This is a genomic window from Peribacillus muralis (assembly GCF_001439925.1).
GTDB classification, from domain to species: Bacteria; Bacillota; Bacilli; order Bacillales; family DSM-1321; genus Peribacillus; species Peribacillus muralis.
Genome location: NZ_LMBV01000001.1, coordinates 101773 through 117614, shown reverse-complemented (window position 1 = coordinate 117614; position 15842 = coordinate 101773). Strand labels below are relative to the sequence as shown.

The following is a 15842-nucleotide window of genomic DNA, read 5'->3' as shown; positions in this document are numbered from 1 at the left end:
ATCCCTCCTGGCATACTAGTCAAACTTATTTGAATATTCAATATGTATCACTTCCCGTTTATTGCCAGAAAGTAGAATTAACCGATTTCTTAGAGGATGGCTGGCATCCTCTATGTAAATCGTTAACTTTTCAAACCACATCCACCAAGGAGAAGGCGGTGGACATCTGGAGCTAGGTCCGAAAGTGAATACTTTTGCTCATTCATGACCCACGTCGTCGCCGTTTCGTCAATGGTTCCAAATATCATCTGCCTGGCAAGTAAATTATTTAAATCCGGCAGGAATTCGCCATTCTCTTTTCCTTCAATGATGATCTGATCGATTAAATTTAAATACCCTCTCAACACATCATTGATTCTTAGGCGCAATTCTTTATTCGACTGTCTTAATTCCAACTGGGTTACAATTGCTAGATTCACGTCTTCTGAAAGGATTTGAAAATGTTTCTGGATAAGTACCTGCATTTTTTCGGAAGCTGTGGATTTCCCTTTTAGCTCTTCCTCGATCTGTTCCACAAAATAGCCCATCTTTTCATGAAATAATGATATTAAAATATCTTCTTTATTTTTAAAATAAAGATAAATGGTGCCATCCGCTACGCCTGCCTGCTTGGCAATCTTGGATACTTGGGCTTGATAGTACCCGTTTTCGGCAATGACGATAACGGCTGCATCAATGATTTGATTATACTTTGGTCTGTTGCGATTCACTGGACGTCCCCTTTCAGAAAATGAATGAATCATCATTCATATTTCTATCATAAAATGACGGCTCTTGACTGTCAAGCATAAACTTTGAAGAGTGAGTCCTGACATCCCGCACATTCTATCGTGTACATTGTACAGCTTCGATCGGCAGGTTGTCCAGCTTCTCAAAAAAAACTCGGAGCCATGAGCCACTGCTCCGTAAGATGGGATGCTGCTTTACGCGTCTTTTCTTTCCTCGGATAGCTTTTTCTTTTCCTCTTCGATAAGGACTCTTCTCAAAATCTTTCCTATCGTCGTTTTAGGCAGCTCTTCCCTGAATTCATAGCTGCGCGGCACCTTGTAGGAAGCCAGGCTCTTTCTGACAAACTCATTCAATTCCGCTTCTGTCACACTTGCATTTTTCTTCAGGACAACATACGCTTTGACCGTCTCCCCACGATATGGATCGGGTATACCTGCCACAACAACCTCCTGGATCGCCTCATGCTCGTATAGTACTTCTTCCACTTCACGAGGATATATATTGAAGCCTCCGGCTATGATGGTATCCTTTTTCCTCTCGACAACATAAAAGAATCCTTGCTCATCCATGTAGCCCAGATCGCCTGTAAGCAGCCAGCCATCTTTGAACGTGCTTTCCGTTTCTTCCGGCCGATTCCAATATCCCTTCATCACTTGAGGCCCTTTTATGGCGATTTCCCCAATTTCATTCGGAGGCAGCTCTTCACCGGTTTCCAAAGACAAGATCACCGAGTCCGTATCTGGCCATGGCAGTCCAATGCTTCCTTTTACACGGGGCTGATCCCAAATGAAATTACCATGGGTTACTGGAGAGGTTTCCGATAGTCCATAGCCCTCAACCAGCTTTCCGCCCGTCATTTTTTCAAATTGCTCTTGAACCTCCAATGGCAATGGTGCAGAGCCGCTTATACAGGCATTGATGGAAGACAGGTCATATTTGGCGATATCCGGATGGTTCAATAGCCCAATATACATCGTTGGTGCACCAGGAAACATCGTCGGTTTTTGTTTTTGGATGGTTTTCAGCGTCGCTTCAACATCGAATTTCGGCATGATGATCATCGTATTCCCTTCCATGACGGAAAGAACCAAAACCGTCGTCATCCCGTACACATGGAAGAATGGTAAAATGGCCAGGATCCTTTCCTCACCGCGCCTGTTTCTATAAAGCCAAGCGTTGCACATCTTCGTATTCGCCAATAAGTTCTTGTGAGTAAGCATGACCCCTTTCGGAAAGCCCGTTGTCCCACCTGTATATTGCAAAAGGGCAAGGTCCTCATTCACATCAATCGGCTCGGCGACTTCCTCATGGACATTCCGTTTCATGATTTCGGTAAATAAATGATGATTACCTGCATGCTCGACTTTAACGACGATGCCATATTGCTTTTTTTGGATGAACGGGTAGATAATGTTTTTCGGAAAAGGTAAATATTCCTTGATAGCGGTTACAATGATGTGTTCGATATTCGTTCTTGAAGCGACAGCAGTGACACGGGGAAATAAAATGTCCATCACTAAAATCATTTTCGCCCCGGAATCTTTCATTTGATACTCGAGTTCACGTTCCGTATAAGTTGGATTCGTTTGAACCACGACTCCGCCGGCCATCAATATCCCAAAAAAGCTGATGACACCTTGAGGGCAGTTGGGAAGCATAACGGCGACCCGTTCTCCCTTTTGAAGGCCGATGCTTTTCAAATAGTCTGCGAACTTTAAAGACGATTCATAAACTTCCCGGTACGTTAATTCTTTTCCCTGGAAATGAATCGATACTTTATCGGGGAATTCTTCCGCTGACTCTTTCAAAAACGAATAAAGAGGTTTATCTTCGTACGACAAATCGGCTGGTATCTGCTCCGGATATATGGCTTGCCATGGCTTATGACTCATTTACACCCCTCCTTCTGAATATTCTTAATACTCATTCTCATTATAATACAATCGGGATTTTCTTACAATTAATATTGCAAGCAGGAAAAATGAGCATAAAGGCCGATAGCGGGGGGAAAAGTGTATTCAATGAGCCATGGACAACCCACAGTTTGGAGTAAATGTACATCGACTGTTACATTTCACTGAAGTGCTATGGAACAGTCTAAGTTCAGATTCTCCAACCGTAGCCATCTAATACAGAGTGGATTGGAACGGAAGGGGCGACACTCCTGCGGGAAATGCGCGTCTACTTGAGACCCCGCAGGCTAAAAGCCGAGGAGACTCAATGACCGCCTCTGGATAAGGGAGTGCCTGCAGTGCAAAGGAACGGTCCAAGGTTCAGATCCTCCAATACTGTGGGCATTTATATACTAACTTCGTATTAATATAGATTGGATTGGAACGAAAAGCGCGAGACTCCTAAGGGAAATGACCCAATTCTTCAACCTCTGTGCTAAGTTCTAACTGAAATCCCCCTTTCTATTTGACTGCAAAAATAAAAAGCGACGCATATGGCCGCTTTTTTCAAGTGAAGAACATCATATAAATGATTCCAAGCAGAAAAAAGATTCCGCAACAAACAATCAAGACTTTTGCAAGTTTCTCCACAGCTTTCTCCCTCTCTGATAGACATCAAGAAATCCCGGCGCCGATGACAAAAGATAAAGCGATGGAAATGATCATCGATAGGAATCCGACTGCCCGGTTATCTTTTTGTATCTCTTCATCTATTTTAAATCCAGGTGTCATAAATTCAAAAATGAAATAACCGACCAGTAAAAGGACAAATCCATACACACCCCAGCCAATCATGGTCAGGAGCGAATTCTGATGGAGGATGGATTGTTGGAATACATAAGCGATCCCAAATATTTTGCCGCCAGTTGCCAACGCCACAGAAAGGTTTCCCTGTTTGATCTCCTCCCAGTTCTTGTACTTTGTGACAAGTTCAAAAATGGCTAAAAAAACAATCATGCACAAAATAACGACACTGTAACGAGCAGCTATATATACATATTCATTTTCCCACATATTCTCCATGGTCCAACTCCCAAAATGGTAACTGGTCATCCGGCTTGGCAAAGTAGCGGGGATGACCACTTTCCTTTATTTAAATTCCACCACCGTAACACCTGTTCCGCCTTCTCCAGCTTCGCCGAACCGGATCCTTTTGACAGATCGGTGATTTTTCAAGTACTCCTGGACCCCGGACCGGAGCGCCCCCGTACCTTTACCATGAATGATGGAGACATTTGAATATCCGGCCAATAGCGCATCATCCACATACTTTTCGACTCTCGAGATGGCATTTTCAAAGCGTTCTCCACGCAAATCAAGCTCCACGCTAACGTGGTAATCCCGCCCTTTTATCGTGGTGAGAGGCTTGGTTTCCTTCACTTTCGTAGACTTGATGAATTCCAGGTCAGACTCTTTCACCTTCATTTTCATGATGCCGATTTGAACTTGCCACTCATTACCGGAAACCTTTTCGATCAGGTGACCCTTTTGGCCAAAGCTTACGACCTTTACTTCATCCCCGGGTTTCAAGCTTTTCTCAAGCGGCTTTATCACTTTATTCGATGTTTTCTTCACTTTTGGCGTTGCTTCTTCAAGTCGTTTTTTCGCATCGATCAGTTCATGCTCTTTCACATCGGCATTTTTTTCAAGTCGCAGCTTACGTAGATCAGCAATGATCGCTTCCGCTTCTTTTTGTGCCTGTTCAACGATCGCAGTTGCCTCTTTTGCTGCCTTTTCGACAAGCGCATCGCGTTCTTCTTCATATTCACCCATTTGCTTTTGCAAATCTTTATGAAGGATTTCCGCCTGCTCCAAGTGATTCTTGGCTTCCAGTTCTTCCTCTTCCGCCTTCTTACGGCTATCTTCGAGGGAAGCGATCATATTTTCAACTTTATTCGTATCTTCTCCGATATGACTGCGGGCATTGCTTATCACGCTTTCTTCCAAACCAAGGCGCTTGGAAATTTCAAAGGCATTACTCCGCCCAGGTACACCAATCAAAAGTTTATAGGTTGGACTTAAAGTTTCCACGTCAAATTCAACGCTTGCATTAATGACGCCTTCTCGATCATAGCCATATGCTTTCAATTCAGGATAATGTGTCGTTGCAATCACACGTGCCCCGCGCTTATATACTTCATCCAATATGGAAATGGCTAAAGCGGCCCCTTCCTGAGGATCCGTGCCGGCTCCAAGCTCATCGAATAATACAAGGCTGTCATAATCGACATGCTTTAAGATATCGACAATATTGACCATATGTGAAGAGAATGTACTTAAGCTTTGTTCAATCGACTGTTCATCGCCAATATCGGCATATACAGAGGAAAACACGGCCGTTTCAGAACCATCGAGCGCTGGGATTTGCAGACCGGCCTGGGCCATTAACGTACAAAGGCCAAGCGTTTTCAAGGTAACCGTTTTCCCCCCAGTATTCGGGCCCGTGATAACGATTGTCGTAAAGTCATCGCCTAGGAAAATATCATTGGCTACGACAACATCACTCGGAATGAGCGGATGTTTCGCTTTGAATAATTTCACGCGTCCCTCATTATTCAAAATCGGTTTGGATCCTTTTATCGCCTTTGCGTACTTCGCCTTAGCGACAAGGAAGTCGATATGGGCAAGTACCTTGACATTATGAAGCAGTTCAGGCGTGTACCCTCCGACCTTTTCCGATAGTTCAACCAATATCCGTTCTATTTCCTGCGTTTCCTTCGCCCTGGTTTCCTGCAGGACATTATTCAGTTGAACGATTGCTTGCGGTTCAATGAACAACGTCTGCCCTGATGAAGATTGATCATGAATGATCCCGCCATACACACTGCGGTATTCCTGCTTTACCGGGATGACAAAACGGTCATTCCGGATCGTAATGATGGCATCCGATAACATTTTTGTTGCATTGGATGACCGGATCATGCTTTCCAATTTTTCCTTGACACGACTTTCGTTCGTCCGAATCTGGTTTCTTAGTGCTCGAAGCTTATCGCTCGCAGAATCCATCACTTCGCCATGTTCACTGATTGCGTAGGTAATTTCCTGTTGCAAATCAATTAATGGATGAAGGGAATCGATATATTCGGCTAAAAGCGGGACATCGATTTCCTGCTCGGCTAGTTCTTCGAAGAAACGGGTCAGGATCCTGCCGGCACGAATCGTACTCGCAAGCTCCATCAACTCCATCGGTGAGAGCATTCCGCCGATTTGGGCCCGTTTGGCATGTGGACGGATATCAAAAATTCCGCCCAATGGCAAGTTGCCTTTCAAACGGACGATTTTGGCTGACTCATCCGTTTCTTCCTGCCATCTCGACACTTCTTCAAAATCCGTGGAAGGCATCAGTAGCTGAGCCTTCTCTTTTCCTATCGATGATGATGCATGTGAAATTAATTGTTCTTTGATTTTATGAAATTCCAATGTCTTTAAAGCTTTATTATGCATGGAGTTAAGGCTCCTCCTTATTTATGGGCAAGTAGTTAATCATTTCTCTTTAAAAACGCTAATAATCCAGCAGTGTCCTTTGCATTCAGGACCGCCGATTCTTTGATCCAGCCCTTTTTGGCCGATGAAACTCCAACCGGCATATGTTCGAGCATGTCGATGCTGTGGGCATCGGTATTGATTACGATCGTAACGCCCGCTTCCTGTGCCTTGCGCAGATGGGGAGGCGCCAAATCCAGACGGTTCGGATTGGCGTTCAATTCCAAAGCAGTATTCGTATCACGGGCCAGCTCGATCAGCATCTCCATATCGACATCATATCCGGTACGTTTGCCGATGATCCTTCCCGTTGGATGGGCGATGATATCGACATGTGGATTATTCAGAGCCGTTTTTAAGCGCTCCATGATCGTTTCACGTGGCTGTGAAAAACTGGAATGGATCGATGCAATTACCAAATCCAGCTCCGCAAGCAGATCATCATCATAATCAAGCGTCCCATCAGGGAGGATATCCATTTCAATCCCGGAAAGCACGGTGAAATCATCGTATTTCTCATTTAGTTCATGAATGATTTTCTTTTGTTCACGCAACCGCTCCACGGTCAGTCCGTTCGCCACTTTCAAATATTGCGAATGATCGGTGATGGCCATATATCGATAACCTTTTGCACGGCATGCTTCAATCATTTCTTCAATCGTATAAGCTCCATCGCTCCAAGTGGTATGCATATGGAGATCACCTTGTATGGCCTCTAAAGATATGAGCGGTTCACTTGCATCATATTGCTCCACTTCGGTTCCATCTTCGCGTAATTCCGGCGGGATGTAAGGCAGATCAAAGTGCTGGTAAAATTGTTCTTCTGTTTCGAACGTCAGCACCTCTCCAGTTTCCGCCACTTCGACACCATATTCGCTGATTTTTTCGCCTCGATCTTTTGCAAGCTGGCGCATCCGCACATTATGATCCTTCGAACCGGTAAAATGATGCAGCGTCGTGATGAATTCCTTATCCTTCACGATCCTGAAATCGACAGAAATATCATATTCATAGTCCAGTACGACCGACACTTTTGTATCACCTGCCGCAATCACATGCTTTATTCCTGAAATAGCAAGAAGCTGGTTCTTCACTTCTTCGGGATGATCTGTCGAGATGATGAAATCGAGGTCCTTGATCGTTTCCCTCATGCGACGGATGCTGCCAGCCCTCGATGACCGGATGATATGCTCCATATTGCCAAGAGCCGTTTCAATATCAGCCGCTATCGGCCTCATGAAGGCAAGCGGAAGTCGATCAGGCCGTGATCCTGCCTCGGCAATCGCGGCCAGGATCTTCTCCTCCGTTTTTTTGCCGAATCCGGCCAGGGCGGCAACCCTGCCTTCTTCACAGGCGGTTTTGAGATCATTCACATCATTGACATGCAGCTCTTTATGGAGTTTGGCAATTTTTTTCCCGCCCAGGCCTTGAAGCTGCAGCAGTGGTATCAAGCCTTTTGGCACCTGCTCCTGAAGCTCTTCAAGTACGGTCGATTTCCCTTCATTGATATACTCTTCGATGACGGAAGCCGTTCCTTTCCCAATTCCATTTAAAGCTGTGAAGTCCTCAATGGCAGCTAAACTCCGATCATCCGTTTCCAACGCTCCCGCTGCCTTGCGGAAAGCTGAAACCTTGAAAGGGTTCTCTCCTTTTAATTCCATATATATTGCGATTTTTTCTAATAGTTTAATGATATCTTTTTTATTGATCGTCATTTATTTCACCGCCGAAAAAATTAGTTGGTTGTCCCTTGTTTTCTTTCTTAAAGATACCTTTCTTGAAGGTAAAGTACAAGCAGGCCGATTCTTGCTGTGATTCCATCAGGGCAAGGTCATGCTATTACAGAAAAGGGGCCTCCCCCATTCAAAGTAATGAATCATCCAGGACTTTGAGAAAGGGAGGCAGGCCCTCGTTTACTGTCATTATGATTGATCTGGTTTTTGAAACCAAAGCTCTTTCACTTGTTCGGAAAGGAACGGCGTATGTTTCACGATCGATTCTGCCAGAAAAGATCCCGCTAGTGGCTTCTGAATCGAATCCATTGGCAGCATGGCAGCTATATATAATATAATAAACATGATAAGATAGATTTCGATAAAGCCCAGTATCCCGCCACCCCAGCGATTCAGCTGTTTTAATATCGGTAGGTGGGTAATGAAATTAAGCATCGAGCCAAGCATTTGCCAAAGGATCTTGGCTGCAAAGAAAATGATGGCAAAGGCAATTGCATTGTAATACGCCGTTTCGAGCCCGACTGTTTCGAAAAACATCTTAAGGGTCGCGGAATCACCCATCGTTGGAAATGGGATCCACAATTTCAAATTGGGGGCAAGATCTCCGTAAAACACATATGCGACGATAAAGGCTACTATGAACCCTGTCATATGAACGGTTTGTAAAATGAAGCCACGCTTTAAACCGATCAATAAACCGATTAAAAGAATGGCCAGAATGGCTAAATCAAGCATGTACTCAGTCCTTCTCTCTCTTTAATTCCAGTTGAAGCTGGTCTAGTTCATCTTTTAACTTAATATATTCGTGGATGGTATTCACGGCCGTTAGTACCGCTAGCTTGCTTGTATCCAAGTATGGGTTTTTCATACTGATCTCTCTCATTTTTTCATCAACCATCGAAGCGACCAGGCGCATATGACTTGCGCTTTCTGTTCCGACGATTGTATATGGTTGTCCGTATATATCAACAGTTGTTTTATTTCGTTTATCGTCTGACAAAATGATGCCCCCAATCTAAACAATCCTAATTCTATCATATCATGAAGTTTTTCGTCATGAAAGGGAGTACCACGTCATTTCTTGTATAAAAACTGCAATAATTTGTCAAATGAAAACGACCTGTGAAGCAGATTTCCTAAAATCTAATTTTAAGTTAGGAGTTTACCGATTATGTCCCATGTTGTTTTACTTATCAGCCCCGCCCAAATAAAGGCGATGAACGAACATTATTCTTCATCCTTAGCTACAAAACTGCCGCCAGGGAGCATCTTCTCCGCCAAGCCGCCCTTATGCACGGTGACCGCCTATAAATCCGGAAAGGTACTTTTTCAAGGTAAGAATGCGGAACTGGAAGCAGGCAAATGGCAGCAGGCCGCTACGGCTGCCGCGCCAAAGAAAAAAACGGCAGCAACCGCTTCAGTCAATGTCCACCGGTATTCACCGCCAGCCAATATCGGAACGATGTCAGTAATTGGTTCCGATGAAGTCGGAACAGGAGACTATTTCGGTCCAATCACGGTCGTAGCCGTTTATGCAAAAACGGAGCAACTCGCCCTATTGAAGGAGCTTGGTGTTCAGGATTCCAAAAATCTGAAGGATCCACAAATCATCGAAATTGCCAAACAGATTAAGGATGTGGTGCCTTTCAGCCTGCTGACATGCGACAATCCAAAATATAATGCGCTTCAGGCAAAGGGAATGTCACAAGGAAAAATGAAGGCACTCCTCCATAACCAAGCAATCAAGTATCTCATCCAAAAAATCCACCCAGAACAAGCAGAGGCGGTCCTTATCGATCAATTTGCCCAACCAGATGTATTTTTTAATTACTTGAAAGGCCAAGAACAATTTCAGGCTAACGCCACCTATTTATGCACAAAAGCGGAAGGGATACACCTTGGAGTAGCAGCTGCATCAATCCTCGCGCGATATGCCTTCGTCAAACGCTTTGACTTGCTCAGTGAAAAAGCCGGATTCAAAATCCCTAAAGGAGCCGGATTTGCAGTCGATGAAGCGGCCGCACGATTGATTCATGAAAAAGGAATCGACTCACTGCAAGAATTCACGAAAACCCACTTCGCCAATACCGAAAAAGCAAAGCGATTATATCAGCAGAAATATCATAAGTAAGAAAAGGCGGCCCATCACGAAGGGAATCCAAAAAATTAGATACTTTATTTAATTAGGCAACCTTGAGGGCATGAACCCGGTAATCTACTGGGCTCATGCCTTTCTTACGATTAGTCGATGTCTTTGTTTGAATTAATTTATTAGTATTTAGAATGCACAGAGTGTCCATCATTACATAATTCGGTGACGATTTTTTAAATATATCCATGCAAAATAGACCTAGCCAACTTGAATTCTTTTTAGGTTATTTGATTATGTAATTATTTATAAAACTATGTTTTGGAGGCCAACCCATAATCATAGTTCATATTGTGTGAAATAAGAAAGAAGATGTTCTTCAAAAGCTTAATTACACAGGCGATGGACGCAACTTTATGACATTTGTTATAGGGTTGCTTTTTTAATTTGTCGTAATAATCTACGAAGTGATTCTGTCCGTAACGTCTCTGTTTAAACAAGTTCTGATTTATTAGGAACAGCAGTATTCGTAAGTGTTTATTACCACGCTTATTAATTTTGTCCTTAAAATAGGGGTTTCCTGATTGGAATCGGCGTATGTCAATACTCGCATAAGCATTTAATTGTTTGTTATTCTCAAAACGGTGGATGTCTCCGATTTCTGCTATTAAGCGAACTGCTGTATTGGAACCAATGCCTGGAAAACTCAAAGATCACCTTGTATTCGCTGGGTTTGCTAATTGGACCATATCATTAATAGATTGTTCCTTCTGTTGGAGAATTCATGACCGTAGTTGCTCGCACAAAACACCGATGAAGAAACAGTTGGATAGGACTGTTGGGACGCCTCAATTAGTGCGATTGCTTTATTGTTATGTTTTAATTTCACTTTGATTCGTTTGTAATTGTAATAAATGATTGATCTTCCCGCCCTTTTTTGGAATGCTCCATGCAGCCANAAGAAGTTTTCTATGACNCGCATTGTCTAAACAATTTCCTTTGCGGGACGTGCTTTGTATAATGTTATGTCTCTTCAATTCATGTGAGTATTATTTCATCCGGTAATGCCATCCCTGATCTGAATGAAGAGTGGGGAAATCTTTTGATTCCAATCGCATAAAGGCTTGGTCGACCATCTTGGAGACTAAGGGATAAACAGGACGTGATTCGATATTGTAAGGAATGATCTCTCCATGGATAACAGGCTTTATTTATTCATATTTATCCTGACGCCCGAAGGAATAATACGTACTCCGTGTGAGATTTGCGACGGACAGAAGTAACTTTAACTTTAAATTCCCCCTTAGTTCATGTACTACGGACGCTTCGCTTTCTTTAACTAAGGCTCTCAACTTTTTTAAATATACATTTTCTGCACGTATCTTTCATTTTCAACCTGTAACGCCCCTAATGACCCTTTTACCGGTTTAATCTTCGTTTCTTTCTTCATGGATGTACGCCCTTTTTGTTCTTTTAACCATCAATCTCACCTCCTTTCTTATTTCGGGACACGAAACACTTATCTTGCATTTATAATGCATATACATTTTTTTGTAATTCGTACATGTTATTTGTTAAAATACATTAATCTTCAAAAAACATAAAATATGTTTTGAAATAGTTTCCTAAATATAACAAAAAGAAGAGAGGTCTCAACTCCCTTCTCCTAACTGTCTATTTTTTATCTAATATCTCTTAACATCTAACTTATTAAATTTAATTTATGGATAAGTAATTTCTAAATAAATAGTATGTGTAGCCGTCATTCCACTTACCTTAATTTTAGCACTACTCCATGCTCTTGGACTAGCTTGACCGACCGCAAAGAAATTATATCCCCATCCAGTAGTGTAAGAGTAGCTGTTGCTTGGTGAGTCTTTTGTATCTTTTTACCATGAAATGTTCCAGAGTGAGCTGTAACACTTCTACTCGTCACAATATACATGCTAGAACTTGGTTTCCAGCTACCATATACTTTATTTAGTTTAATTTTTTCGCCATTTGAACTTACATCATAATTGACATTAAGCTTAGCAGTAACACCACCACTAGTTTTATTGCCACCACTGCTTATATAAGAAGTAATACCTGAAGGATTTGACTCTTCAACCGGAATAAAAACGTCATAACCTTCAACTGTTGAGCCTTTGTTGTCAGATTCAATTTTATCAATTTCAACACCATTGTTTGGATCTAACGGATTTAACTCCGTAATTTCTCCAGTTTCATCATTTGTAATGAGAACCTTAACTTTGCTTACATCTGATGAGCCTAAGTCTCTCGGTTCCTCATTCGCATTAGCTGTACTAGTTGAAAAAAACACAACTAGAGCTAAAGTAAGTAGATAAGTTGGAATATTCTTAAAATTAATAATTTTAATCACCCCTCTCTTTATTTGGTTAAAGCACATCATACTATAGTCGCAATTTAAAGAAAATTATGTAAATTTCCTTTAAATATTACAAAATATGCAATCTATAAGTACCGTATTATTCTTAAGAAATATTGTTGTTTTTGAATAATTAAATTCAACTTATTTTCATATATGTTAAAATTGCAATCATCAACTTTAACTAGAATTAATTAAAGAGGTTATGAGAGTTATGCTAGAATTATAAAATAGGGGTGATTTAATGAATGGAGAAAATGAAACACCTGAGAGAAGAAGAGAAAGACTTAGACAAGAAGAACTAAAAAGAAATCCTGCCGGGAGCATTCATGGCAGTGGTCTATCAGATTTAGTAGGTAGTTTGGGTTTGGGATGGAAAGGTACAGGAATCCTAATCATAGTAATTATAATCGCATTTATAATTGCCGCAATATTCTTAAAATAATGAACCTAAAAAGTTAAACATTTTATTCAGTTAGGCAACCTCGAGGGCATGAACCCGATAATCTACTGGGCTCATGCCTTCTAATTTCTCTTTGGTTCGTCTGTGATTGTTAAAATGGATGTAATACTTCCAGTTTTATGAAATGCTCCATGCTGTCGAACTTCTGTAAATAAAAGTAATTTAGATTTTAGTAAGCATNCGCATTGTCTAAACAATTTCCTTTGCGGGACGTGCTTTGTATAATGTTATGTCTCTTCAATTCATGTGATGATATTAAATTGATTGGCTACAGTTCTGAATGAGTCCATTCCTTCTAAATAAAAAAGGACAGCTTTTAGTTGAATATTTAGTCATAAAAAAATAGCACCTCCAATTGTTAGATTGTGCCTAACAATTGGGGTGCAGTTCATTTTCCAGGGAACAGCCGCTTTTTTTGGATGAAGCATCGCGGGGTGGTTCACTTTACTCGCCAATTCGAGCGCTTTACTCGCGAATTCGAGCACTTTACTCGCAAATTCGGGCGGTTTACTCGTAAATTCATAGAAAGACAGCCCCCTAGTTTCTGGGAGCTGTCTTTCTTGTTTTATCCTCTTAGTTCTGCGCCGGCTTTTTCTTTTACGGCTTCAAGCACTTTTTCATGTGCTTTTGTAATGTCTTCGTCGGTTAGCGTGCGTTCCGGGTCGAAGTATTTCAGTGAGTAGGCAATCGATTTCTTGCCTTCCTCCATTCTTTCACCTTCGTATAAGTCGAAGATGCTTACTTCCTTGAGCAGCTTGCCTCCGGCTTCTTCAATAATATCCTGGATGTCACCTGCTTTAGTCGCTTGATCGACAACGAGGGCGATATCGCGTGTCGTTGATGGATAGCGCGGAATGGTTTGATACGCAATCGGCGCGACTTCGGCTTCTGCCAATGCCTTTAAGGAAAGTTCGAAAATATATGTTTCTTTAATATCCAAGTCTTTTTGGACGGTTGGGTGCACTTGGCCGATGAAGCCAATCACTTCACCATTCAATAGGACTTCCGCTGTCCTTCCTGGATGCATATCGTTGATTTGTGCTTGGCGGTAGTTGATTTGATCATTTAACCCGAGTGTATCGAATAATGCTTCAATCACGCCTTTAGCTACAAAGAAGTCTACCGATTTCTTTTCGCCTTGCCATAGATGGGACTCCCATAGGCCGGTCATTGCTCCAGCAACATGTTCTTTTTCTTCAGGCAGTTCTTGTTCATCACGCTTAAAGAATACCGAACCGATTTCATACAGTGCCAGTGAATCGATTTGGCGGGCATTGTTATATTTTACGACTTCCAGCAATTGAGGCACGATGCTTAAACGCAGCTGGCTTCTTTCTTCACTGATCGGCATGGCTAATCGGATGGATTCCCTTGCTTCCAATGCGAATTGTGATGCTTTTTCCTCGCTTGTCAGTGAATAGGTCACCGCTTGATAAAGACCTGCGCCTTCAAGTGTACGGCGAGCCTTCCGCCGTTTCATTTGATAATCTGTCAATTGGCCAGGGGTAGCGGAACCGATCGGCAGTGTAGTCGGAATGTTATCATATCCATATAAACGTGCCGCTTCTTCGACTAAGTCAGCTTCAATCGTAATATCACCACGACGCGTCGGGACAGTGATCGTGAACGTTTCATTGTCAAGTTCCACGCCGAATTGCAGACGTTTGAAGATGGATTCCACTTCAGTTACGGTCATGTCTGTTCCAAGAAGTGTGTTGATTTTTTCAACAGTGATACTGATGACTGCAGGTTCCATTGTCAATTCGTCAACTTCTGCTGCTCCTTGTAAGACTGTTCCGCCAGCATATTGTGCAATCAATTGTGCAGCGCGTTCTCCAGCTTCACGAACTCTTGCCGGGTCGACGCCTTTTTCAAAGCGGGCACTCGCTTCACTGCGCAAGCCATGGTCTTTTGATGCTTTACGAACTACCGTACCTGCAAAATAGGCACTTTCAAGGATGATGTTCGTCGTATCATTTTTCACCTCGGAATCGGCTCCGCCCATCACACCAGCTATCGCAACAGGTTCAATGCCATTTGTAATAACTAAATGATCAGGTGTCAACGTACGTTCCGTTTCATCCAATGTTACAATTTTCTCTGCATCCTTCGCTCTGCGGATGACGATTTCCTTTGAACCAAAGCGGTCATAATCGAAGGCATGAAGCGGTTGACCATATTCCAGTAAAATATAGTTCGTGATATCGACCACATTATTATGAGGACGGATACCTGCAGACATTAACCGAGTCTGCATCCAAAGCGGTGAAGGACCGACTTTTACATCTTTGATGATTTTAGCAGTGTATATCGGGTTATCTTCTTTCGCTTCCACTTTGACACTGATATAATCAGATGCTTTTTCAGCTGCCTCTGCTTTCTCGATAGCCGGCCATTTCACATCCCGGCCTAAAATCGCTCCCACTTCATAGGCAACACCAATCATGCTCAAAGCGTCGGAACGGTTTGGAGTCAGTCCAAGCTCCAGCACTTCATCGCTTAAACCAAGTTCCTCCAATGCATCTTTCCCTACTTCAGCATCATTAGGGAAGACGAAGATGCCTGTAGCATAATCCTTGGAAACAAGCTTGGATTCAAAGCCCAATTCTTGAAGAGAGCAAATCATCCCGTGCGATTCTTCTCCGCGAAGCTTCGCTTTCTTAATTTTGAAATTACCTGGAAGGACTGCGCCAACAGTAGCGACTGCGACTTTTTGGCCTTTATCGACATTCGGTGCCCCGCAGATGATTTGAACGGGATTTTCGGCCCCGATATCAACTTGGCATTTATTCAATTTATCCGCATTTGGATGCTGTTCACGTTCGATGACGTGCCCGATGACGACTCCTTTTAGCCCTTCACTTTTCTTTTCCACCCCTTCAACCTCAATGCCGCTTTTCGTGATTTTGTCAGCTAGCTCCGTCGCATTGATGCCTGAAAGGTCAACATAATCTTGTAACCATTTATATGAGACAAACATGGTAGGTCCTCCTTTATAAAATTA

The 15842-nt window shown here is 42.5% G+C and carries 11 protein-coding genes and 3 pseudogenes; 2 read left to right on the top strand and 12 right to left on the bottom strand.

The window, feature by feature from the left end:
* Nucleotides 1-122: 122 nt before the first annotated feature.
* The 7 genes from ASU00_RS00545 to zapA form a co-directional block, all read right to left on the bottom strand.
* Nucleotides 123-710 carry a TetR/AcrR family transcriptional regulator gene (locus tag ASU00_RS00545; RefSeq protein ID WP_057911500.1) on the bottom strand — a complete coding sequence of 196 codons (588 nt, stop codon included), beginning with the start codon at nt 708-710 and terminating at the stop codon, nt 123-125.
* Between the two features lie 213 nt (nt 711-923).
* A complete protein-coding gene (locus tag ASU00_RS00540; RefSeq protein WP_057911499.1) occupies nt 924-2621 on the bottom strand; it encodes a long-chain-fatty-acid--CoA ligase in 1698 nt (565 codons plus the stop codon).
* Between the two features lie 675 nt (nt 2622-3296).
* The gene (locus ASU00_RS00535; protein WP_057911498.1) at nt 3297-3704 is read right to left on the bottom strand and encodes a DUF350 domain-containing protein; all 408 of its coding nucleotides are present in this window, start codon (nt 3702-3704) and stop codon (nt 3297-3299) included.
* Between the two features lie 66 nt (nt 3705-3770).
* Complete coding sequence (locus ASU00_RS00530) at nt 3771-6125, bottom strand: endonuclease MutS2 (RefSeq protein WP_057911497.1); 2355 nt, start codon at nt 6123-6125, stop codon at nt 3771-3773.
* A 35-nt stretch (nt 6126-6160) separates the two neighbouring features.
* Entirely contained in the window at nt 6161-7879 is a 1719-nt protein-coding gene (polX, locus tag ASU00_RS00525) for a DNA polymerase/3'-5' exonuclease PolX (protein WP_057911496.1), read from the bottom strand.
* Nucleotides 7880-8086: 207 nt separating this feature from the next.
* On the bottom strand, nt 8087-8632 hold the full coding sequence (locus ASU00_RS00520; protein WP_057911495.1) for a CvpA family protein: 546 nt from the start codon (nt 8630-8632) through the stop codon (nt 8087-8089).
* A gap of 4 nt (nt 8633-8636) precedes the next feature.
* Nucleotides 8637-8897, bottom strand: coding sequence for a cell division protein ZapA (gene zapA, locus ASU00_RS00515; RefSeq protein WP_057911494.1), 261 nt, complete (start codon nt 8895-8897; stop codon nt 8637-8639).
* Between the two features lie 171 nt (nt 8898-9068).
* Here zapA and rnhC point away from each other — a divergent pair, with 171 nt between their 5' ends.
* Nucleotides 9069-10028: a ribonuclease HIII gene (rnhC, locus tag ASU00_RS00510; RefSeq protein ID WP_057911493.1), complete on the top strand. Its 960-nt coding sequence runs from the start codon at nt 9069-9071 to the stop codon at nt 10026-10028.
* A 272-nt stretch (nt 10029-10300) separates the two neighbouring features.
* Here rnhC and ASU00_RS27050 read toward each other — a convergent pair.
* From ASU00_RS27050 to ASU00_RS00500, 3 genes and pseudogenes are all read right to left on the bottom strand, one after another.
* Nucleotides 10301-10944 (bottom strand): annotated as a pseudogene (locus ASU00_RS27050) (transposase); the annotation flags it as partial.
* Nucleotides 10945-10963: 19 nt separating this feature from the next.
* Nucleotides 10964-11182: pseudogene (locus tag ASU00_RS26860) on the bottom strand (DDE-type integrase/transposase/recombinase); the annotation flags it as partial.
* Between the two features lie 575 nt (nt 11183-11757).
* Nucleotides 11758-12369 (bottom strand): hypothetical protein, encoded by a 612-nt coding sequence (locus tag ASU00_RS00500; protein ID WP_236712556.1) that lies wholly within the window; start codon nt 12367-12369, stop codon nt 11758-11760.
* A gap of 250 nt (nt 12370-12619) precedes the next feature.
* Between ASU00_RS00500 and ASU00_RS00495 the strand changes: the two genes are divergently transcribed.
* Nucleotides 12620-12820, top strand: a complete 201-nt coding sequence (locus tag ASU00_RS00495) for a DUF6366 family protein (RefSeq protein WP_057911492.1) — start codon at nt 12620-12622, stop codon at nt 12818-12820.
* A gap of 30 nt (nt 12821-12850) precedes the next feature.
* On the opposite strand, the pseudogene ASU00_RS25950 reads toward ASU00_RS00495, so the two are convergent.
* Together ASU00_RS25950 and pheT are read right to left on the bottom strand one after the other, a co-directional pair.
* Nucleotides 12851-13018, bottom strand: a pseudogene (locus ASU00_RS25950) (IS3 family transposase); the annotation flags it as partial.
* 385 nt (nt 13019-13403) lie between these two features.
* The gene (pheT, locus tag ASU00_RS00490) at nt 13404-15818 is read right to left on the bottom strand and encodes a phenylalanine--tRNA ligase subunit beta (protein ID WP_057911491.1); all 2415 of its coding nucleotides are present in this window, start codon (nt 15816-15818) and stop codon (nt 13404-13406) included.
* Nucleotides 15819-15842: the final 24 nt, after the last annotated feature.

Excerpts from the sequence above, each read along its gene's own strand:
- ASU00_RS00540 (WP_057911499.1), bottom strand. The coding sequence starts at position 2,621 with ATGAGTCATAAGCCATGGCAAGCCATATATCCGGAGCAGATACCAGCC.
- ASU00_RS00535 (WP_057911498.1), bottom strand. The coding sequence starts at position 3,704 with ATGGAGAATATGTGGGAAAATGAATATGTATATATAGCTGCTCGTTAC.
- ASU00_RS00530 (WP_057911497.1), bottom strand. The coding sequence starts at position 6,125 with ATGCATAATAAAGCTTTAAAGACATTGGAATTTCATAAAATCAAAGAA.
- polX (WP_057911496.1), bottom strand. The coding sequence starts at position 7,879 with ATGACGATCAATAAAAAAGATATCATTAAACTATTAGAAAAAATCGCA.
- ASU00_RS00520 (WP_057911495.1), bottom strand. The coding sequence starts at position 8,632 with ATGCTTGATTTAGCCATTCTGGCCATTCTTTTAATCGGTTTATTGATC.
- rnhC (WP_057911493.1), top strand. The coding sequence starts at position 9,069 with ATGTCCCATGTTGTTTTACTTATCAGCCCCGCCCAAATAAAGGCGATG.
- ASU00_RS00495 (WP_057911492.1), top strand. The coding sequence starts at position 12,620 with ATGAATGGAGAAAATGAAACACCTGAGAGAAGAAGAGAAAGACTTAGA.
- pheT (WP_057911491.1), bottom strand. The coding sequence starts at position 15,818 with ATGTTTGTCTCATATAAATGGTTACAAGATTATGTTGACCTTTCAGGC.